The organism is Pseudoalteromonas sp. SG44-1, from assembly GCF_014164315.1.
Classification (GTDB): Bacteria; Pseudomonadota; Gammaproteobacteria; order Enterobacterales; family Alteromonadaceae; genus Pseudoalteromonas; species Pseudoalteromonas rhizosphaerae.
The window spans coordinates 19011-39374 of sequence record NZ_JACJEW010000037.1 but is presented as its reverse complement, the minus strand read 5'-3'; the positions used below and the strand labels follow the sequence as shown (position 1 = coordinate 39374).

Sequence of the window (20364 nt, the reverse complement as noted above, 5' to 3'; positions counted from 1 at the left end):
TTTTTTAGCTAAGCTAGATCAATGGTGTGAAGTGATATCGCCAATTTGACTTATATTTAGTAAAAATCACGATTTTAGCTAGTTCTTCGTATTACCGTTGATTTTAACATATTGATTTTTAATAACTAAATAATTGGCATGAAGAATGTAAGTAGATAAGAATAAAATTAAATTAATAATTGAGGTTAACATGGCAGAGCAAGGTTCAGGCGGTAATGTTATCGCAGCGATTTGTAATATATTTTTCCCAGGTTTAGGGCAGTTAGTTCAAGGCCGGATCATGGCGGCAATTGGTTTCTTCCTAGCGTGGGTTATTAGTGGCGCGCTTATTTATGTTGCGATTGGTTTTATATTACTGCCGATCGTCTATATTTGGGCAATCATTGATGCCGCGCGGTTTAGATCTTATCGGTAGCTGTATCACTTCAAAGAATAGCGCTTTTTAGCGCTATTTTTGTCACTGGCTTTATTTATTCAGCACTGACTAGGGTATAATCCCGATCATTAGTTGTATTTAGGTAAAGTTATGGAATACCAATTTATACGCGATCCAATAAGTGGCCTGCGGATTAAAATTAGCAGTGAACATGCGGTTATTGGCCGTTGGTTAAATGAAGAGATCGGCAAAGACAAAATTGCTATGGTACAAGCTTTAATAGCCTCAGTATCAAGTAGTTTTGAGCCGTTAACGCTACAGGGCCAAGAAATTGATTTGATCTTAAATAAAGATGAAGCCATTTTTGAAGCCCATGCCTTGCACCAAGACTCTGAAGATTTATTTGCTTATCAAGATGATGAGCTTATGCTCGAGGAAAATGGTTTAAGTAGTGGCTGTGGTTTTGAAGATTTTGTTGATCTGATTAATTCATGGCAAGAATTTACTACAGGTAGGTAGCCGTCAATTTTCAGTTAGCAAAATATCCTCGGGTGCCGCGTAATGAAATGCCCTTAGCTATATTGGCAATATTTGTGTTAGCGACCTCTGCGTATTAACCACAATCAGTACGTAGAATCGATTTCATCGAAGAGTATTTATCTGTATTATTACGGCAATTAAAATAGTAACTGGAAGAGATATGTCTGCCAATTTAAACAAACTAGTGGTGATGCTAGAAATGCAAAATGCCATGAACACCAAAGTTCATGATCAATGGTTTAGCCAAGGCTTTGAATGGTATCGCGCTATTTGGGTTGAATGCGCTGAAATGCTTGATCATTACGGTTGGAAATGGTGGAAAAAGCAAACTCCAGATACCGAGCAAGTTATTTTAGAATTGGTTGATATTTTTCACTTCGGTTTATCGTTACGAATTGATGGTGAGACCAGTTATTTAGAGCTTGCTAAGCAGTTGGAACAACAGTTAAGTGCACCGCAACAAGCTGATGATTTCAAACAAACGTTAGAAATTCTCGCCGCGTCAGCCGTCGCTGAGAAAACCTTTAATGCCGCAGCCTTCGCTGGATGTATGGCGCAAATAGGTATGGATATTGATGATTTATATCGAGGCTATGTAGGTAAAAATACGCTTAATTTTTTCCGCCAAGATCATGGTTATAAAGATGGTAGCTACATTAAAGAATGGCATGGCAAAGAAGATAACGAGCATTTAGTTGAGGTCGTTAAAAGCCTGAATACGGAACATGCTGATTTTGCAAAGCTTGTATATCAAGGCTTAGAGGCTCGCTACCCTAAAAATTAAGGCAGCATGTCACGAAAATCAGTGACGCTCAAATAGTCACTGATTTCATTGTGCGGTTGTTTACTATCTGGGTTTGCAACCGCCAATAAATGGCCAATACCATATTCTTTTGCGGCGTTTAGTACCGCTAAACTGTCGTCAACGAACAGCGTACGCTGCTTATCAAAACCTAAATCGAGTTGTACTTGCTGCCATAAGCTTTGCTGCTCTTTACTCACACCATATTGATGAGTCGACACCACACCATCTAAATAGTTATCAATATTGGTTTTTTCAAACTTGAGCATGACACTTTCCGGGTGTGCGTTGGTAAGTAAAATCAACTCTTTACCCGCTTTTCGCAACGATGTTAAAAATGCTGGTACATCCTCACGCATTTTAATGAGGTGCTGATGCTGATATTTTAGCTCCATAATAGGTAAATTAAGTTGTTGTTCCCAGTAATCTAAGCAATACCATTGGATTTGACCGCTAACGGCTTGATAGCGTTTTAATATATCCGCTTGGGCTTGTGCCAAACTAATATTCTTTGCGATAGCGAGTTGCTCAGGGATCACTGTCAGCCAAAAGTGATTATCAAAATGGAGATCGAGCAAAGTGCCATCCATATCTAGCAGCACAGTATCGATTTTTGACCAATTTAACATAGGAATTTCATCTTATAGGGTTTATTATTGAACTAACTGCCATGATAGCAAATTAATGCCAATGACACAGAAAAAGCACCCAACACCACCACAAATTCTTCGCACCGAAGTTGTTGCTAAAAGCCGATTATTTACGGTGGAATCACTTGAATTAAAATTTTCAAATGACGAACAGCGTCAATACGAACGGATCCGCGGCGGTGGCCGAGGGGCTGTAATGATAGTGCCATTAACAGCTGATAATGAATTACTGTTAGTACGAGAATATTGTGCTGGCACTAATGATTATCAACTAGGCTTCCCAAAAGGCTTAATTGATCCTGGTGAAACACCAGAACAAGCAGCAAACCGAGAATTAAAAGAAGAAGTTGGCTTTGGTGCTGAGCAACTTCAGCCACTTAAAGTGGTTTCAATGGCACCCAGTTACTTTAATGCGACTATGCACATATTGTTTGCGCAACAACTTTATCCGCAAACTTTAGTTGGGGACGAGCCAGAACCATTAGTGGTTGTTAAGTGGCCATTAACCGATTGGCAGTCATTATTACAACAATCAGACTTCACCGAAGCACGAAGCGTTGCAGCTTTGCTATTATTAACTAAGCATTTAGAATCAGGAGCTGCGAATGATTGAATTACTTGAGCCATGTATTGAGCTTGCGCAAAGCGCTGGTGCTGCGATTATGGCTATTTACAAGAAAGATGATATTGGCCAGCAAGAAAAGTCAGATCACACACCTGTCACTAAAGCCGATTTAGCCGCTAACGATGTGTTAGTTGCTGGATTAAAAGCACTAGCGCCAGATATTCCTATTATGTCAGAAGAAACACCAATCCCTGCTTTAGCAGATAGGCAAGATTGGCAGCGCTATTGGTTACTCGATCCAATGGACGGTACCGGTGAGTTTATTTTAGAAAGCGGCGACTTTGCGGTAAATATCGCTTTGATTGAAAACAATCGCCCAGTGCTTGGGGTGATTTATTGGCCAGCGAAAGAGACAACTTATTTTGCCAGTTATCAAAATGGTGCATTTAAGCGTGTTGATGGCGTAGAGCAGCAGATCAATGTTGCCACTCCAGATAACTTAACTTTGGCTGTTAGTCGTCGTCAAAAAATTGAAGCTGTTAGTCAATACTTGAACGCGCAGTTTACAACAGTTGCTGTAGGTTCATGCTCTTTAAAAGCATGTATTGTTGCTGAGGGTAAAGCTGACTGTTTTTTACGGATAGGGCCAACAGGTGAGTGGGATACGGGAGCATCGCAAATAATTGTTGAAGAAGCAGGTGGCTGTATTACTGATGCTGAATTTAATCCATTAACCTACAATCAGCGTGAGAGTACAGAGAACCCTGACTTTATAGTGATGGGTCACCCTGATTGGGAGTGGCAAAAAATGATCAGTCCACACCAAAGAGCGCTTTAATTACTCTGTTTGTTTGCTTTTTGTTCGGTTGAACAGCTTTAAGCAGTTTAACTGTTGCATTATAATATGATTCCTATACTATAGCGCTCTCTTCGAAACAGGCTCGCAAATAACGCGAAACCGTTGAAAAAGAAATTACAGGCGCGGGATGGAGCAGCCTGGTAGCTCGTCGGGCTCATAACCCGAAGGTCGTCGGTTCAAATCCGGCTCCCGCAACCAATTTTATTAAATGATTTGGTGCATTGGAAGTTTTAAAAGGTCGTCGGTTCACTCTTCACCTTTCACAGCTCCCGCAACCAATTCTTTTAAAGAAGCGGTTACTGTAAACTCTTGGTGAGAGTTAAAAATCACTAGTCGATAGACTTAAAATATACAGGCGCGGGATGGAGCAGCCTGGTAGCTCGTCGGGCTCATAACCCGAAGGTCGTCGGTTCAAATCCGGCTCCCGCAACCAATTCTTTAGTGAGTTGGCTGACTTCTTTAATTAAGTAAGAAGTAAAATAACACTTAATATTTCAGGCGCGGGATGGAGCAGCCTGGTAGCTCGTCGGGCTCATAACCCGAAGGTCGTCGGTTCAAATCCGGCTCCCGCAACCAACTGAAATTACAATTTAAAATATTAAACAGACACGCCTAAAGCGTGTTTTTTTATGCCTGAAACTCAGTGAAATAAATAGCTCGTCGGTCTCAGCTCTACATTAGCCAGCAAAGGCCATCTATTTAAATCCGGCTCCCGCAACCACTGAAATCAAGTAATAATGAATCGACACTCTTAAAATGAGTGTTTTTTTATGTCTAAAATTCAGTGAGTGCGAAAATTGGGCTACTCATAACCCGAAGGTCGTCGGTTCGTTCTTCATAAACTCAGGCTCCCGCAACAACTGAAATAAAGTACGACAAATTAAATAGGTATTGTTGATGAGTGCTTTTTCATGGCAGTATTTTGATAGAACCTAGAGCTTTGGCTATTTCCAAAGATCAGGATCTTCTTCTGGACGGGAATCTTTTCTGTCTAATACCTGCGAAAAGCGATTAGCAAAGATACCTAAGTAGCCCCAAGCGGCGAAGAATAGTGCGATGGCTAAAATTACTAAGCCGATGATTTGTAAGCTGTAGTGGCTATAATAGCCGAGGGTGATTAATATCACGGCTAGCACAAACAGTGCTAAGCCGCGTAAAAAGCGCTTTAAACTGAGCTTAGGCTCTGAACCTAAGCGATATATCAGCGGCTTTAGCATGACTGCCTACTATTAATAGTAAGAATGATCGCCAGCTTTGTGATCAGTAATATCAGCAACACCGGTGATTTCATCGAACTTAGCAATCATTTCTTTTTCAATGCCTTCTTTTAGTGTGACATCGATCATAGAACAACCATTACAGCCACCGCCAAATTGAAGAACAGCAATACCTTCAGCAGTTACTTCTACAAGGCTTACTTGGCCGCCATGGTTAGCAAGCTGAGGGTTAACCTCTGTTTCTAACATGTGTTGAATACGTTCGTTAAGTCCTGCATCATCACCGATTTTACGGGCTTTAGCATTGGGGGCTTTAAGTGTTAACTGGGTGCCCATTTTATCGGTAACGAAATCGATTTCAGCTTCTTCTAAAAATGGCGCGCTTTCTGTGTCAACTACAGCATCAAAGCCGTTAAAAGGAAGACGAATATCGGTGGCTTCTACTGCATCTTCAGGGCAGTAAGATACACCACATTCCGCTTGTGATGTGCCAGGGTTAACAACAAATACGCGAATATTTGTTTTTTCAGCTTGGTCAGCTAATAATTTTGCAAAATGCGATTGTGCGGTTTCGGAAATAGAAATCATAAAACAACTATACTTGACTAAATTACTCGGATACTGGTTATCATACTCCGCTCATCGCGTTGTCGCCAGTGTTGAGCGTAAAAATTTGGCATCTATTTTAAGCAATGGTAGCGTGCAAACATTGATCATTTACTGAGTGTTTTCTATGCGTTTGATAATAACAATCTTTACACTATTGCTAAGCTTTTCTTGTTTAGCACAACCGCTTTCATATTATTTCAATGATGATGTGAAATTTGATCCAACGATTCCCACTCCAGAGCAGGTTTTAGGCTATGAAGTCGGGCAGTGGCACGTACGTCATGATCAACTCGTTCGTTATATGGAAATATTGGCACAAAAAAGTGACCGTATTAATTTTGAAGTCATTGGTCGTACCCATGAGCAGCGCCCGCTCGTTATGCTAACTATCACCGCAGCTGATAAGTTGGCGAATGTGGAGCAAACACGTAAGGCGCACTTGGCGCGTTTAGCCGATCCAGAAAAAGCCAAAGAAACCGATCAGCCAGCGGTCGTTTGGATGGGTTATAGCGTTCATGGCAATGAATCTTCTGGTAGTAATTCAGCCTTGCTGGTGGCATATTATTTAGCTGCGGCGCAAGGTAAAGAAATTGATACGCTATTAAATAACACGGTTATTTTACTCGATCCTTCATTAAACCCCGATGGTTTAGCACGCTTTGCGAATTGGGCGAATAGTAATCGCGGTATGAACTTATCGTCTGATCCACAAACTCGGGAGCATATTGAAAGCTGGCCAAGTAGCCGTACTAACCATTACTGGTTTGATTTAAATCGTGATTGGTTGCTGCTACAACACCCTGAATCACGTGCTCGTATTGCTAAGTTTCATTACTGGAAACCCAATATTCTTACTGATTTCCATGAAATGGGTCCCAATAGCACGTTTTTCTTTCAGCCAGGTATTCCATCACGTAAGCATCCGATCACCCCTGATGAAAATGTCAGTCTCACGAAGGCAATAGGTAACTATCATGCCAAAACATTGGATGAACACAACGCGTTATATTTTACCGAAGAAAGCTTTGATGATTTTTACTATGGCAAAGGTTCAACTTATCCAGATGTAAATGGTGGTGTGGGTATTTTATTTGAGCAAGCAAGTTCTCGTGGTCATCTGCAAGAAACCATAAATGGACCGCTGAGTTTTGCATTTACGATTAAAAACCAGCTGCTTACGAGCCTATCTACATTTCAGGCTGCGATAGATAATCGCCAAGCATTACTCGATTACCAAGCTAGTTTTTACAATAATGCTATAGAGCTTGCTAATGATGAAGATTATAAAGGTTATGTAGTACAAGGCGGTGCAGATACAACACGTAGCGCACTTTTTTTAGATTTACTGAAACAGCATCAGATCAAAGCTTATCCACTTAATAAAGCAGTAAAAGCGGATGGTAAGAATTTTTCTGCGAAAAGTTATTTTGTGCCATTAGCCCAGCCGCAATATCGCTTAGTTAAAGCCATTTTTAGTGAGCAAAAGCGTTTTGTTGATAACACTTTTTATGATGTATCCGGTTGGACGTTAGCCCACGCTTTTAACTTGGAGTTTGCAGCAATCAAAAGTGGCTGGGGCTTAGACGTTAGTAAAAATGCATGGCAACAGCCTGAAAAACCACAATTTGCTGAGTTAGATGCACAGTATGCGTTTGGCTTTAAATGGGATAATTATTTAGCTCCGAAAATGCTTAATAAATTATTACAGCAAGGTGTGCAAGCTCGTGTGGCGCTCAGCCCGTTATCAGCTAAATCGCTTGCAAGTACACAGGAATTTGCTGCGGGTAGTATTATTATTCCTGCTGGGATTCAAAAAAATCCGCAATGGGTGTCGTTATTAAATAGTGCACAAAATGAGTTTGGTATTGCGATTACGCCTATTACTTCTGGCTTAACGGCAAAGGGTGTCGATTTAGGCTCGCGGACGTTAGCGGTAGTTAAAGCGCCGAAAGTATTACTCGTTGGTGGCCAAGGGACTAGTCAATATGAAGTAGGTGAAGTGTGGTATTACTTAGATCGCTTTGTTGGTGTGGCATCTACCATTGTGGAAATTGAACGTTTTGGTGATCTTGAACTTAGTGATTACAGCCACATTGTTTTGGCTCATGGAAATTACAATAAGCTTTCAGATGCTGACAAAATAGCAATTAAAACTTGGGTACGTAAAGGTGGAGTTATTTGGGGCCACAAAGGTGGGGCTAAGTTTTTAGTCGATCAACAACTATTAAAAACCAGTTATTTATCACGCCGAGATGTTGCCAGCGCCTTCAAAACGGATGGCTTAAACTATGGTGATAAAGATCATCTAGCTGGGCGTCAACGTATTGCTGGAGCGATATTTAATACTAAAGCCGATTTAACGCACCCACTTACTTTTTCATTACAGCGTGACACCTTACCAGTATTTAAAAATAGTACTTGGTTACTTGAAATGTCAGCTGCACCATTTGTAAATGTGTTGCAGTATACGCAAAAGCCATTACTAGCTGGCTTTACCGATGATGTGAATGTTGAGCAAGTAGCGGGAGCGGCTGGTTTAGTGGCACATTCGTATGGTCGTGGCAGTGTGATTGGTATGACAGATGATCCGGTATTTAGGGGCTATTGGTACGGCACCAGTCGTTTATTGAGCAATGCATTGTTTTTTGGTCACACATTTAGAGCGAATGCCGATTAATTAATTAGCTTAAGTATTAATGACCTAATGGTGTTAAGCAGGTTACAAATGCCCAAACTTGCTTAGCACCAGCCTTTTTAAGGGCGACGGTAGCAGCATTAAGAGTTGCTCCTGTGGTCATCACATCATCAATGATAGCAATTGTTTTTCCGCTCATATCGGTATTACATATAAATGCGCCATGTAAGTTTTTTACTCGTTTAGCTTTGCTAAGTGATGACTGTGCTTGGGTTTTCTTTGTACGCTGTAAACTCTGAGAATCAATATTTTCATTTACTAAACATGGCAACCAGCATTGTGATACTTGGTTAAAGCCTCGCTTTAAAAAACGCTGCTGATGTAGAGGTAAAATAATAAATAAATCTGGCCATATTTCGCTATTTTTTTTACTAACAGTCAGTTGCTGGCTAATAATTAACGACAATGCGTTTTTATAATGAATTTGGTTACTAAATTTAAGTTGCGTGAGCCAACCATCGAAAGGGGGACGATACCACGCGCAAGCGAACAGGTAATCGAATTGGCAATCAGGAAATAACTCAACCACATCTGGGCGATACAGTAAATTAGCATGTGTGGTTATATCTAATAGCGGCAAATCAGCTAAACAATGTTCGCATAAACTATGTTTGGTACGGATAATACTTTGGCATTGCACACAAAAAGAAGGAAAAAACCAATCGCCCAGCTGTTGAAAACATTGATGAAAAGCAGTCATTGCATTCATTCCCTCAAACGCTATTATGAGCGCTAAGTTTGGAGCAAGGTTATAAAAAATGCAAAATGAGCTGGTGTTATTACATGGTTGGGGGATGAATCAAGGCGTATGGCAGTTGATCTTGCCGGAGCTTCAATTTATGCATAACGATACAGTACGCAGTGTTGATTTACCCGGTTACGGTAATAATCAAGCATCGCCAAAGCCGTATACTTTGCATGCCGCTGCATTACAATTAAGCAATCAATTACAGCCAAACACTACCTTAATGGGCTGGTCTTTAGGTGGTTTATTTGCTCTTTATATTGCAAAGCACTGGCCTGAAAAAGTCGCGAAAGTGATATTAGTTGCTGCAACTCCATTGTTTGCTGAAGGCGATGATTGGCCAGGAATTAAAGCAAATGTATTAGCTGCATTTAAAGAGCAGTTAGTCACTCATCGTGAGAAAACCATCGATCGCTTTTTGGCAATACAGGCGATGGGCAGTGAAAATGCCCGAGATGATATTAAACAACTTAAACAGTTACTCAATGAATTTCCGGCTCCACAAGAGTGTGCATTAACTGCTGGTTTGGATATTTTACAGCAAGATGATTTACGCGATGCTTTTGCCTGTTGTCCAGTGCCGATCCGTGCTGTATTTGGCCGTTTAGATGCATTGGTACCGTATCGCGCAGTAACCAAAATGAAAGTTTTAAAACACGATTTTGAGTATGAAGTGATCGATAAGGCGTCACACGCACCTTTTATATCCCATAAAAAAGAGTTTTTATCTGCCGTCAAATCAATGCTTTGAAAAGTAACTTTACGGTGGTTTGAAAAACTCTGCAGTAAAGCTTTATTTTGACTGTTTTATGAGCGATAATTAACCAATATATCATTGGTGGAGGTGTTATATGCCAATCGGATCTGTGTTTAATAACGGTGTTGAAGGTTTTAATCGTGCCAGTCAGGGTATAGAGAAAGCCAGCGCAGAAATAAATCGCGCCAGCATTGAGCAACAAGACGACGCCCAGCTTGCCCAACAGCGCCAGCTGCAAGCTGCTCGTCCGGAAGAAGCGGTAACCGCTCCTGTGTCACAACCACCACGTATTGATGAAGCCTTGGTCAATTTAAAGGTCGAAGAGTTTAATGCCAAAGCCAATACGCAATCAATTCAAACCGCAGACGAAGTGCTGGGGACTTTGATTGATATTCGTGTTTAATTTGCCATGAACATTGTCACGCCATTTCCAAATATTAATATAAACACCGCAAATGTTTATACGGAAACCGCTCGGCGTGACAACCAACTTCGGGAAGTTATCCCGCCACCTGCAGCTACAAAACCGACTAATGCTGAAAACAAAGCGCTTGGTGATAATGAAAAAACTAAACAACCCGGTACAACTGATACCGGCACTTATGATGCCAAGGGTAAACTTGCCGACGAAAAAGTAATTCAAGAGCGTCAGCAGGGAGATGCAGAGCAAAACCCAGAGCAAAATGAACAGCAACAACAAGATACAGAGAAAGAAGCAAAGCAAAAAGAGCAAGTAGCTCAGCAAGAGCAACAAGACGCTGAGCAAATTAAAGAGTTAAAAGCGCGTGATATTGAAGTACGTATTCATGAGCAAGCTCACTCATCAGTTGGTGGTCAACACGCAGGTTCGCCAAGTTATGAGTACCAACGCGGACCTGATGGTACCAATTACGCTGTTGGTGGCGAAGTACAAATTGACGTTGCTGAAATAGCAGGTGACCCGCGAGCTACAATAGAGAAAATGCAAACGGTACGTGCTGCAGCTTTAGCGCCGGCAGAGCCTTCTGGTGCTGATCGTTCGATTGCTGCTGATGCCACTCAAAAGCTCGCTGCAGCGCAAGCAGAGCTTAGTAATATAGACAGTGATGATGAAAGCAGTACGCAATCAGTATCGTTCAAAGTAGATAACGAATTAACAAAGGATGAGAAAGTTGCAGCTACTGCTGAATCAGAAACCGCAACGGCTAAGCGCGATATTGAAGTTGAGCAGCGTGCAGGTCGCATTGCGCAGTTTTATCAAGCCGCCACCTCGCCTTATGGACAGTCTGGCTTTTCTGCAACCATATAGTTGCTCCCTCGTAATATGTGTTTCCTCAATTTAAATCCAAATAAATCATTTTTTAAGTGTGGTTATTCACATTTATTTACCTAAAGATGTATGCACTTAATTGTGAAACATTACTGTAACTGCTATTTTCCCTACGATTTTTAGTATGGAAGACAATTAAATGAAATATGCAGTAATCGCAGGTGCTTTATCACTTTTTTCAATAACAGCGGTGGCGAATGAAACGGCTGGCTTAAGTTATGACTATGTCGAAGTTGGCTATGCAAAAATGGACGTAGATGGCTTGGATGAACTTAGCTTTGATGGCTATGCAGTTAAGCTTAGCAAGCAAGTAAGTAGTAATTGGTATCTAACCGGTTTATATGCAAGCACATCAGATGATCTGTCAAATAGTGTCTCTGAGGATTATCGTGATATCTTTCAAAACGGTGAGTATGTCGGAACGTCACAGTTATACACTGAAGGAAAGCTAGACGCTGAATTTACTAGATTAGAGCTCAGTGCGGGTTATATTCAACGTTTATCTGCAGTTACCAATTTAGATTACAGTATCAATCTAGGTAGACTGAAGTACAGCACTGACTTCATAAACCTCGTCGAAGAAAGGTTTAATGGCCAAGTATTCTCATCGTCAGAATCAGGTTACTCGGACTCAGATAGTGCTGATATCCTCTCTGCTAATGTGCAAGTTAGGCATTTAGTCACGGATAAATTTGAAGTCAACGCGGGACTTGGCTACGAGCGTTTACATGATGAAGAAAGTGACAATAACGTTGTTTTAAAAGCGGGTTTTAATTATACCTTGACTGAAAAAGCAATTTTAGGTGCTTCATACCGTTACGTTGATGAGTACGCAGACATTGCAGTGACGTTACGCTTTTACTTTTAATCTTGAAATAAAAAATTAAAATCGCCGCAAATAGATTTTGTGGCGATTTTTAGTATGGAAGACAATTAAATGAAATATGCAGTATTAGCTGGGGCTTTATCACTTTTCTCAATCACCGCCGCAGCAAACCAAGCATCACTTTTAAGCTACGATTATGTTGAAGTTGGCTATACAAAAACTGACATTAAAAGCAATGATAAAACGGACCCTGACAGCCCAATGTATTCTGGCTACGATGGGTACGTTATTAATCTTAGCAAACAAATTTTTGAAAGTTGGTTCGTGACAGGCTCGTATTCTCAAAGTCGTGTTGACTATTCTAGCACTACTACATTTACATCATTTGCTCCTCTACCAGATGGCACTTATACATCTAATATGACAGATTCTTACTATGAAACAACGGATATGAGTTTAACTCGTTATAATGTTGGCTTTGGATACATTCAACATTTTTCAAGAGAAACTTCTGTTGACTATGCCCTGAAGTATGGGAAAAGTAAGGTTAAGACTGAGGAAACATTTGTACATAGACTTGAATCTGATGGTAATGTTTTTGATGTTTCAAAAACATACTATGAAGGTTCAGAAACAGCTGACTCCTTTGAAGTAACTGCACAAATTCGACATTTATTGAGCGAACAATTTGAAGTAAATGCAGGCGTTGGTTATGAACGTTTACATGGCGTAGGTGCTGGTTATGTACGTTTACATGATGCTGAAAGTGAAAATAACCTCCTGTTAAAAGCGGGTATAAATTACGCAGTCACTGAAAAAATAACGTTTGCTGCTTCCTACAGTTACACCGATGAATACGCTGACATCGCAGCAGCAGCATTTCGTTATTATTTTTAAATCGGATTTAAATAGCAGAATTGCAAACGCCACAAACTGAGTTTGTGGCGTTTTTGCTTAAGCGTTATTTTTTCACTTTTGCATTTGCGAAGGCGTCTGCAAATGCATTACCCATCATTGCATTACCGGTATCGCGTGTTGGTTTTGCAGCGCGAGGTTGCTGAGCATTGTTACGATTATTGGCTTGCGGCTTTTGACTGACTGATGGAGCAGGTTTATTGCTGGTATCAATGTCATCGTCTAAACGCATGGTAAAACTAATACGTTTACGGGCAGCGTCAACTTCCACTACTTTTACTTTTACAATATCACCTGCTTTAACTACTTCACGCGGATCAGAGATAAACTTATTAGTGATCGCTGAAATATGTACTAAACCATCTTGGTGCACACCCACATCAACAAAAGCACCAAAGTTAGCTACGTTTGAAACCACGCCTTCTAAAATCATCCCTGGCTTTAAGTCACTGATTTTTTCAACACCTGCTTTAAACTCTGCTGTTTTAAAATCAGGACGAGGGTCGCGTCCAGGTTTATCAAGTTCACTGATGATGTCGGTAACCGTTGGTAAGCCAAATTTATCATCAATGTAGTCATTGGCAACTAACTTATTCAGCAGCTCTGAGTTACCAATTAGGTTATTTACATCGAGACTATTTTGTTCACAAATGCGTTTAACGATAGGGTAAGCTTCCGGGTGAACTGATGATTTATCAAGTGGGTCGCTGCCATTACTAATTTTTAAGAAACCGGCGGCTTGTTCAAATGCTTTTGGCCCTAAACGCTCTACTTTCTTTAGCTCTGAGCGTTTAGTGAATGAACCGTTAGCATCGCGATAATTAACAATATTTTGCGCTAAGGTTTTATTTAACCCTGAAACACGCGCAAGCAATGGCACTGAGGCCATATTTAAATCTACACCTACCGAGTTCACACAATCTTCAACAACAGAAGTCAGAGTTTGCCCTAGTTGGCTTTGTGATACATCGTGCTGATATTGACCTACACCAATTGACTTAGGCTCCACTTTCACAAGTTCAGCAAGTGGATCTTGTAAGCGACGCGCAATTGAAACCGCACCACGTAACGACACATCTAAATCAGGAAACTCATTAGCAGCAAATTCTGATGCTGAATACACCGATGCGCCAGCTTCACTGACCATAATTTTATTGAGTTTTAGCTCGCTATTTGCTTTGATTAATTCAGCAACCAGTTTGTCTGATTCGCGTGAAGCGGTGCCGTTACCAATAGCGATTAGCTCGACTTTATGTTGGCGGCATAACTGCTCTAGCGTTCGTACTGATTTATCCCAATGATTTTGTGGTGCATGTGGGAAGATAGTTTGTGTGGCTAATAACTTACCAGTGCTATCAACAACAGCAATTTTACAGCCAGTGCGCAGACCAGGATCTAGGCCCAATGTTATGCGAGGCCCAGCAGGGGCAGCCATAAGTAAGTCTTTTAAGTTTTTAGCGAACACATCGATAGCGCCTGTTTCGGCTTTTTCACGCATGGCTGCTAAAAATTCGTTTTCTAAATGTAAGCCTAGCTTAATTTTCCAGGCCCACTGCACGACAGTGAGTAACCAAGGGCTGGCTACTTGGTTGTTAATATCAAGGCGGTAATGATCGGCAATCATCACGGCACACATATGGGCCGGGTTTTCTGAACTTGGCTCAGGGTTGATTGTTAACTGTAGAATACCCTCGTTGCGCGCGCGCAACATAGCTAAAGCGCGGTGCGAAGGCACTTTTTTAAGCGCTTCTTGATGCTCAAAATAATCGCGGTATTTAGCGCCAGCTTGTTCTTGGCCTTTGATTAAGCTTGCTTCGATTTGACCGTGCTGACTGATGTGACTACGAAATTTGGCGAGCAGCTTGGCATCTTCAGCAAAGCGTTCCATTAAAATAAATTTAGCGCCATCCAGAACTGCTTTTTCATCAGCAAAGCCGGCTTCTGCATTTAGGTAGCCAGCGGCTTGTTGCTCAGGATCTAAAGAAGCATCATTAAATAAAGCATTCGCTAACGGCTCAAGACCAGCTTCAATAGCAATTTGTCCCTTAGTGCGGCGCTTAGCTTTGTAAGGTAAATATAAATCTTCAAGTTCAGTCTTGCTGTCCGCATTATTAATATCGGCAGCTAAGCTGGTGGTGAGTTTATCTTGCGCTTTAATCGTCGAAAGAATGAAGGCTCTACGTTCTTCCAGCTCTCTTAAATACGATAAACGCTGCTCTAACAATCGTAATTGGGTATCGTCTAAACCACCCGTTACTTCTTTACGATAGCGGGCAATAAAAGGCACTGTTGAACCTTCATCGAGTAATTTTGTAGCAGCTATAACTTGTTGCTCTTGAGCATTCAGCTCAGTGGCTAAACGTGCAGAGATATTGCTCATGCAAAAACCTTATTAAACAATTTGAAGACCAGAACGATAGTTTTGGCGTAATTAATTGCTTGAATAATATCACAGCAGGGCTTAATAAAAAGGCCTTAAAGTATGCTATTTATATACTTTAAGGCCTTTTAAAGAGGTGGTTCAATTAAACATGTATCAGTGCTTAATGAGGGTGTTCAATATGTTGCATTACTTCACTAAAACTGTGCGCGATAGGGGTGATATGTAACGGAATTTGTAATGTTTTAGCAATTTCTCGAGCTGAAATTAAACCACAAATTTCATTATGCGCGGTAGTAACCAGTAAAAACATAATACCGTTTTGTTCCATTGTTTGTAGTGCATCACCAATACAAGCATAGCTTAAGCTTTGCATACTTACGCCAGTTAAGTGGCTAAGTGGTGTCATTACATGAAGTAAGTTAACTTCGTCGCGAGGTACATTTAAGCGCTGTGCTAAAATCATAATTTTTGAGCTTTGTAGATCCGCACTAGATGCTATACCAAGTAATTTTTCTTTGTCATCTACTACTAAAATAAAGTCTGTATGTTGGCTAGTGATCTGTTTTAATGCATCAACAATGCTGGTTTCAAAATGAGCACGTAGCGGGTCTTTTTGAGTAAAATTATTGACCATTTTCAAAGCCGGAGACGTTAAATCAATTAACGGCTGAGTGTCACGGTAAGTGTGAGATAAAACGCCTTTAGAAATGTCTTGAGTACGAAGTTCTTTAAAGTTAGCCATAGTAATCACCAATTATGTTATTAAATTTAATCAAGTTTTTAAGCGATAAATTAAATAAAATAAGCCGGTGGTCCACGCTGATACGCATAGCTAAAAGGTTGTACGAAAGTGGTACTCACATAAAGTGATAAAATGTTTTCAGGGAGTGGTTGAAGCACCCTGATAGAGATCCCGTCAACGTGTGTGTCTAAGTCAACGTCAAGATTAGCTTGGTCAGGAATGTCACAAGCAACATAGTTTGCGGTTGGGGATAAATGGTCGTGGTCGTCAAGACCTTGAGCAATTACAGTCAAACTCACACTCATTAAGAGTGTAAATAACACGGCATTACTTACTATGCGATGTATTACGTTTGACATAACTACTACCTTCTAATATTCAACTCAAGCGCGAAATGCTTTACTTGAGTACTTTTATTTATAGTCTACAAATTCACTTTAGACAATCAATAATTAACCTTATCTGAATAATGAGAAGCGAGGATCTATCGTTTTACTGAGGATTTATGAAGCTCCTGGGTAACTGATACTGTTAACGTACCACTCTTTTTTGCCCTGCGGAGTTGTAACATAAAACTCATCATCCACTTGTTTTTTCAATAATGCGCGCGCCATCGGCGAATCAATCGAGATATAATCTTTGCGGTCATAAATCTCATCAGGGCCAACAATGCGAAACTTCAGCACTTCACCTTGTTCATTTTCTATTTCGACCCATGCACCAAAAAACACTTTACCAGCTTGCTGCGGCGAGTAATCAATTATTTTTAGATCTGGCATGCGTTTGCGTAAATACCGCACGCGACGATCTATTTGTCTTAACAAACGTTTATTGTACTGGTAATCAGCATTTTCTGAACGGTCACCAAGGCTAGCAGCCCAGCTCACTATTTTTGTGACTTCAGGGCGTTTAACATTCCATAAGTGGTCGTGTTCTTGTTGCAGCTGTAAATACCCTTCGCGGGTGATTAAATTAGTTTTCACGTTTAGATTATTACCTTGAGAAACACCTAGGCAAGGTATAAAAATCTTGTTGGCTTGTCGAGCTGATTTTTGTTCTCGCTAGCATTTTTGTGGGCTTGAAATGTTCAGTAACAATCTAGTGACCTAATTAGTTTTTTATTATCATGTTTTTCATTTATATTAATCATAACAGTACAGAAAAATAAGAATGAAAGTGATGGGACATGAAACCACAAAAGTATTAGTCGTTGATGATGATATGCGCTTACGCAGCTTGTTAGAGCGCTACTTGGTAGAACAAGGATTTATTGTGCGTACAGCTGCTAATTCAGAACAAATGGATCGGCTGTTAGAGCGTGAAAACTTTCACTTGATGGTACTTGATTTAATGTTACCCGGTGAAGATGGCTTATCTATCTGTCAGCGGTTACGCCAAAAAGAAAATGAAATTCCAATTGTCATGTTAACTGCCAAAGGTGATGAGGTTGATCGTATTATCGGTTTAGAGCTTGGTGCTGATGATTACATCCCGAAACCATTTAACCCGCGTGAATTATTAGCGCGTATTAAAGCTATTTTGCGTCGTCGTTCAAAAGAAGTGCCAGGTGCACCCTCGGCAGAAGAAAATCATATTTCGTTTGGTGAGTTTTCGCTTAATTTAGCCACCCGTGAAATGAGCCAAGGCGACAAAACCATGTCGTTGACCAGTGGTGAGTTTGCGGTATTGAAAGCGCTTGTTACACATCCACGAGAGCCGCTTAGTCGTGATAAGTTAATGAACTTAGCGCGTGGTCGAGATTACAGTGCATTAGAGCGTAGTATCGATGTACAAGTCTCACGTTTGCGTCGCATGATCGAAGTCGATGCCGCTAATCCACGTTATATTCAAACTGTATGGGGCTTAGGTTACGTATTTGTTCCAGATGGTGAAAAATAGCCATAATGAGTATGTTTCCCAAAAGTGCATTTGGACAAACGGTGTTTTTAGTGGCGGCACTATTGTTGATCAACCAAGTAGTGTCTTACATCACGGTTAGCCTTTACGTAGTTAAGCCTACTATTGAGCAAGTTAACCTTATTCTCGCAAAACAAATCAAAACTGTGTTTATAGACTGGGAAGATGGCGTTGAAATAAGTGATGAGGTGTCTGAAAAGTTTTTTGAAATAACCGGTATCGAAGTTATGACCCAGCGCCAAGCGATGAGCGAAGGTTTGGCGCAAACTCGTGAATATTCGATGTTGTCGCGTAGTATGTCTGAGCAACTGCATGGTTCAGCCCGAGTGCGTATTAGCCAAACAGATCCGCTTGTTTATTGGGTAGAAGCGCCGCAAGCACCGGGTTACTGGGTTAAAGTACCGCTAACTGGTTTTAAAGAAAATAATCTCGAATTTCTAACCTTTTATTTATCTAGTATCGGCTTTTTAAGTGTACTCGGTGGTTGGCTGTTCGCACGTCATTTGAATCGACCTTTAAAAGCGCTACAACAAGCGGCGGTAAAAGTAGGGGTTGGAGATTTTTCTACAAAATTAGAGGAACACGGCTCAACTGAAGTCATCGAAGTAACCCGCGCATTTAATCAAATGTCACGTGGTATAGCAGCGCTTGAGAACGACCGCCGTCTACTTATGGCTGGGGTGTCTCATGATTTACGTACGCCGCTGACGCGCATTCGCCTTGCTACCGAAATGATGTCGGATGAAGAAGATTATCTGCGTGAAGGGATCATCTACGATATTGAAGACATGAATGCCATTATTGATCAGTTTATTGAGTATTTGCGTCATCACAAACGTGAGGAGTTAGCGCTTGAAGATCTCAACGCGATAGTGTCAGAAGTGGTGCATTCAGAACAAAAACATCAACGCACTATCACTTTTAGCGAAAATCCTAGTATTAGTAGCATTCCTTTAAGTATGGTGGCAATCAAGCGAGTTATTACCAACATGATTGAAAATGCGATTCGTTATTCGGATGGTGATATTGATGTTGAAACTGCGCTAAGTCGTGATAAAAAATACGCTATGGTGATTGTAAAAGATCATGGCCCAGGTATTCCTGAAAGTGAACTTGAAACGGTATTTGAACCTTTTAAACAAGGCGATGCTGCGCGAGGCAGTGAAGGTAGTGGGTTAGGGCTTGCGATCATTAAGCGCATAGTTGATATGCATGGTGGTAAAGTAAAACTGGTTAATCGCCCTGAAGGCGGTTTAAATGCTGAGGTTTATTTACCAGTCAAAGTGAGTTAGCCGTATATACTTTTATACTACTCGGCTGCTGTCTGCGCTGCCAAAAAGGACTGTTTGACCAGCGTTGCTCTTGAGCGTAAAAATAGCGTTTGTGATCTAAATAACGATGCCAAATCTGTTCTATTTGTTGCTGGTATAGTTTTTTAAATTGTAGCTGGCTATCGTGTTCTATTTTATTGACTATCTCGAGTTTTTTCATCAGATCGGCAAGTTGCATGGCACTTGCCATCGCATTAAAAATTCCTTGTGATGAGATTGGGTCAAAGCTCAGTGCTGCATCACCTAAAGCGGCCCATTGTTGGCCTGCAAAACACTCTAAGCGAGTGGAGTTCGCGCTGACGATACCGTGCAGTGTTATTGGCTGTTGGCATACATCGAGAATCTTCGCTTGATTGGCATAACATTGCGCATGTTGAGTAAATAACTTTGTATCACGTTGTAAGCCTTTGGTCAGTAAATCCGGATCCGTTTGAAATGCTAAAACACGACGTTGGTTTGGTAATGGTGCACTGTACCACCAGCCGTTTTGCGTGGCACAAATGCTGCCTAGTTGATTTTCAATAGTATTAGCCACGGTTGCCCAGCAAGATATTAGACGGTCATGTTGTTTGCGAGCGGTGTATTTTTTTGCAAAATGAGCCTCTCGGCCAGTGGCATCAATTACGAATTGACTCGCAATGTTGATTGTTTGCTCTTGTTGTAACTGTGTTAGTGTTATTTGCCAGCGTTGCCCTTGGTATTCGCTGTGTGCTAATTTGGCAGGCCAAATACAGCGGACACCCCGTTGCAGCGCTTTTTCGCGTAAAAAGCTCTCAAATACTTGACGATCCAAGCGCCAACCCAAACCATCCGGGTTACTGAGATTATCAGTAACATAGGGTGTTGATTGGCCCCAACTTATTTGCAATCCTGCATTGTGTAAATGCTGTGGGGTAAGTACGTTGGCCATCAGTTGGTTTTCAAATTCAGTTAACAAATCTAACTGTTGTAAAATACGCCGTGCGGCAGGTGCTAAGCATTCACCAATTCGCTCTTCGGGCATCTCAGACTTATCAATCAAAGTAACTTGATATGAATCACATAAAGCAAGTGCGGCGATACAACCAGACACACCTGCACCAATGATCACAACATCCGTTTGTAATTCGGTCTCTTGCAGCATTGC

Annotated in this window: 22 protein-coding genes and 3 tRNA genes; 16 read left to right on the top strand and 9 right to left on the bottom strand. The window is 41.0% G+C overall.

Annotated features, from left to right (window positions below; genetic code table 11):
- Positions 1 to 190 precede the first annotated feature (190 nt).
- From H5187_RS16370 to H5187_RS16360, 3 genes are all read left to right on the top strand, one after another.
- Entirely contained in the window at positions 191 to 415 is a 225-nt protein-coding gene (locus H5187_RS16370; RefSeq protein WP_145242571.1) for a hypothetical protein, read from the top strand.
- A gap of 111 nt (positions 416 to 526) precedes the next feature.
- Positions 527 to 895, top strand: coding sequence for a YacL family protein (locus H5187_RS16365; RefSeq protein ID WP_145242569.1), 369 nt, complete (start codon positions 527 to 529; stop codon positions 893 to 895).
- A gap of 181 nt (positions 896 to 1076) precedes the next feature.
- On the top strand, positions 1077 to 1700 hold the full coding sequence (locus H5187_RS16360) for a dUTP diphosphatase (RefSeq protein ID WP_149983053.1): 624 nt from the start codon (positions 1077 to 1079) through the stop codon (positions 1698 to 1700).
- Here the strand turns inward: H5187_RS16360 and yrfG are convergent.
- Positions 1697 to 2347 carry a GMP/IMP nucleotidase gene (gene yrfG, locus H5187_RS16355; protein WP_145242565.1) on the bottom strand — a complete coding sequence of 217 codons (651 nt, stop codon included), beginning with the start codon at positions 2345 to 2347 and terminating at the stop codon, positions 1697 to 1699. The genes H5187_RS16360 and yrfG overlap by 4 nt on opposite strands.
- Before the next feature lie 61 nt (positions 2348 to 2408).
- On the opposite strand from yrfG, the gene nudE reads away from it, so the two are divergent.
- The 5 genes from nudE (at position 2409) to H5187_RS16330 (ending at position 4368) form a co-directional block, all read left to right on the top strand.
- Positions 2409 to 2981 (top strand): ADP compounds hydrolase NudE, encoded by a 573-nt coding sequence (gene nudE / locus H5187_RS16350; RefSeq protein WP_179959231.1) that lies wholly within the window; start codon positions 2409 to 2411, stop codon positions 2979 to 2981.
- A complete protein-coding gene (gene cysQ / locus H5187_RS16345; protein ID WP_145242561.1) occupies positions 2974 to 3771 on the top strand; it encodes a 3'(2'),5'-bisphosphate nucleotidase CysQ in 798 nt (265 codons plus the stop codon). Before nudE ends, cysQ begins: the two co-directional genes overlap by 8 nt.
- A gap of 142 nt (positions 3772 to 3913) precedes the next feature.
- Positions 3914 to 3990 (top strand) — tRNA-Met (locus H5187_RS16340).
- Positions 3991 to 4148: 158 nt separating this feature from the next.
- Positions 4149 to 4225, top strand: a tRNA-Met gene (locus tag H5187_RS16335).
- Positions 4226 to 4291: 66 nt separating this feature from the next.
- Positions 4292 to 4368 (top strand) — tRNA-Met (locus tag H5187_RS16330).
- A 368-nt stretch (positions 4369 to 4736) separates the two neighbouring features.
- Here the strand turns inward: H5187_RS16330 and H5187_RS16325 are convergent.
- Positions 4737 to 5009, bottom strand: coding sequence for a hypothetical protein (locus H5187_RS16325; protein WP_145242551.1), 273 nt, complete (start codon positions 5007 to 5009; stop codon positions 4737 to 4739).
- A 12-nt stretch (positions 5010 to 5021) separates the two neighbouring features.
- A complete protein-coding gene (gene nfuA / locus H5187_RS16320; RefSeq protein ID WP_145242549.1) occupies positions 5022 to 5597 on the bottom strand; it encodes a Fe-S biogenesis protein NfuA in 576 nt (191 codons plus the stop codon).
- A 145-nt stretch (positions 5598 to 5742) separates the two neighbouring features.
- On the opposite strand from nfuA, the gene H5187_RS16315 reads away from it, so the two are divergent.
- Positions 5743 to 8295: a M14 metallopeptidase family protein gene (locus H5187_RS16315; protein ID WP_182719090.1), complete on the top strand. Its 2553-nt coding sequence runs from the start codon at positions 5743 to 5745 to the stop codon at positions 8293 to 8295.
- A gap of 16 nt (positions 8296 to 8311) precedes the next feature.
- Here H5187_RS16315 and H5187_RS16310 read toward each other — a convergent pair whose 3' ends face one another.
- Positions 8312 to 9013 carry a ComF family protein gene (locus H5187_RS16310; RefSeq protein WP_182719106.1) on the bottom strand — a complete coding sequence of 234 codons (702 nt, stop codon included), beginning with the start codon at positions 9011 to 9013 and terminating at the stop codon, positions 8312 to 8314.
- A gap of 58 nt (positions 9014 to 9071) precedes the next feature.
- On the opposite strand from H5187_RS16310, the gene bioH reads away from it, so the two are divergent.
- The 5 genes from bioH to H5187_RS16285 all read left to right on the top strand — a co-directional run bounded on the left by bioH (position 9072) and on the right by H5187_RS16285 (position 12847).
- Positions 9072 to 9809: a pimeloyl-ACP methyl ester esterase BioH gene (gene bioH / locus H5187_RS16305; RefSeq protein WP_182719091.1), complete on the top strand. Its 738-nt coding sequence runs from the start codon at positions 9072 to 9074 to the stop codon at positions 9807 to 9809.
- 100 nt (positions 9810 to 9909) lie between these two features.
- Positions 9910 to 10218, top strand: coding sequence for a hypothetical protein (locus H5187_RS16300; RefSeq protein ID WP_145242541.1), 309 nt, complete (start codon positions 9910 to 9912; stop codon positions 10216 to 10218).
- 6 nt (positions 10219 to 10224) lie between these two features.
- Complete coding sequence (locus tag H5187_RS16295) at positions 10225 to 11103, top strand: putative metalloprotease CJM1_0395 family protein (RefSeq protein ID WP_182740427.1); 879 nt, start codon at positions 10225 to 10227, stop codon at positions 11101 to 11103.
- A 160-nt stretch (positions 11104 to 11263) separates the two neighbouring features.
- Entirely contained in the window at positions 11264 to 11992 is a 729-nt protein-coding gene (locus H5187_RS16290) for a hypothetical protein (protein ID WP_182719094.1), read from the top strand.
- 69 nt (positions 11993 to 12061) lie between these two features.
- Positions 12062 to 12847 (top strand): outer membrane beta-barrel protein, encoded by a 786-nt coding sequence (locus H5187_RS16285; RefSeq protein WP_182740428.1) that lies wholly within the window; start codon positions 12062 to 12064, stop codon positions 12845 to 12847.
- Between the two features lie 64 nt (positions 12848 to 12911).
- Here H5187_RS16285 and H5187_RS16280 read toward each other — a convergent pair whose 3' ends face one another.
- The 4 genes from H5187_RS16280 to greB form a co-directional block, all read right to left on the bottom strand.
- Entirely contained in the window at positions 12912 to 15245 is a 2334-nt protein-coding gene (locus tag H5187_RS16280; RefSeq protein ID WP_145242535.1) for a Tex family protein, read from the bottom strand.
- A 163-nt stretch (positions 15246 to 15408) separates the two neighbouring features.
- Entirely contained in the window at positions 15409 to 15990 is a 582-nt protein-coding gene (locus H5187_RS16275; protein WP_149983059.1) for a CBS domain-containing protein, read from the bottom strand.
- 50 nt (positions 15991 to 16040) lie between these two features.
- Entirely contained in the window at positions 16041 to 16349 is a 309-nt protein-coding gene (locus tag H5187_RS16270) for a hypothetical protein (protein WP_182794649.1), read from the bottom strand.
- Positions 16350 to 16493: 144 nt separating this feature from the next.
- Complete coding sequence (greB, locus tag H5187_RS16265) at positions 16494 to 16973, bottom strand: transcription elongation factor GreB (RefSeq protein ID WP_149983060.1); 480 nt, start codon at positions 16971 to 16973, stop codon at positions 16494 to 16496.
- A 196-nt stretch (positions 16974 to 17169) separates the two neighbouring features.
- Here greB and ompR point away from each other — a divergent pair, with 196 nt between their 5' ends.
- On the top strand, positions 17170 to 17889 hold the full coding sequence (gene ompR, locus H5187_RS16260; protein WP_145242004.1) for a two-component system response regulator OmpR: 720 nt from the start codon (positions 17170 to 17172) through the stop codon (positions 17887 to 17889).
- A gap of 5 nt (positions 17890 to 17894) precedes the next feature.
- Complete coding sequence (gene envZ / locus H5187_RS16255) at positions 17895 to 19199, top strand: two-component system sensor histidine kinase EnvZ (protein WP_182762148.1); 1305 nt, start codon at positions 17895 to 17897, stop codon at positions 19197 to 19199.
- Here envZ and H5187_RS16250 read toward each other — a convergent pair.
- The gene (locus tag H5187_RS16250) at positions 19186 to 20361 is read right to left on the bottom strand and encodes a tryptophan 7-halogenase (RefSeq protein ID WP_182798044.1); all 1176 of its coding nucleotides are present in this window, start codon (positions 20359 to 20361) and stop codon (positions 19186 to 19188) included. The genes envZ and H5187_RS16250 overlap by 14 nt on opposite strands.
- Positions 20362 to 20364: the final 3 nt, after the last annotated feature.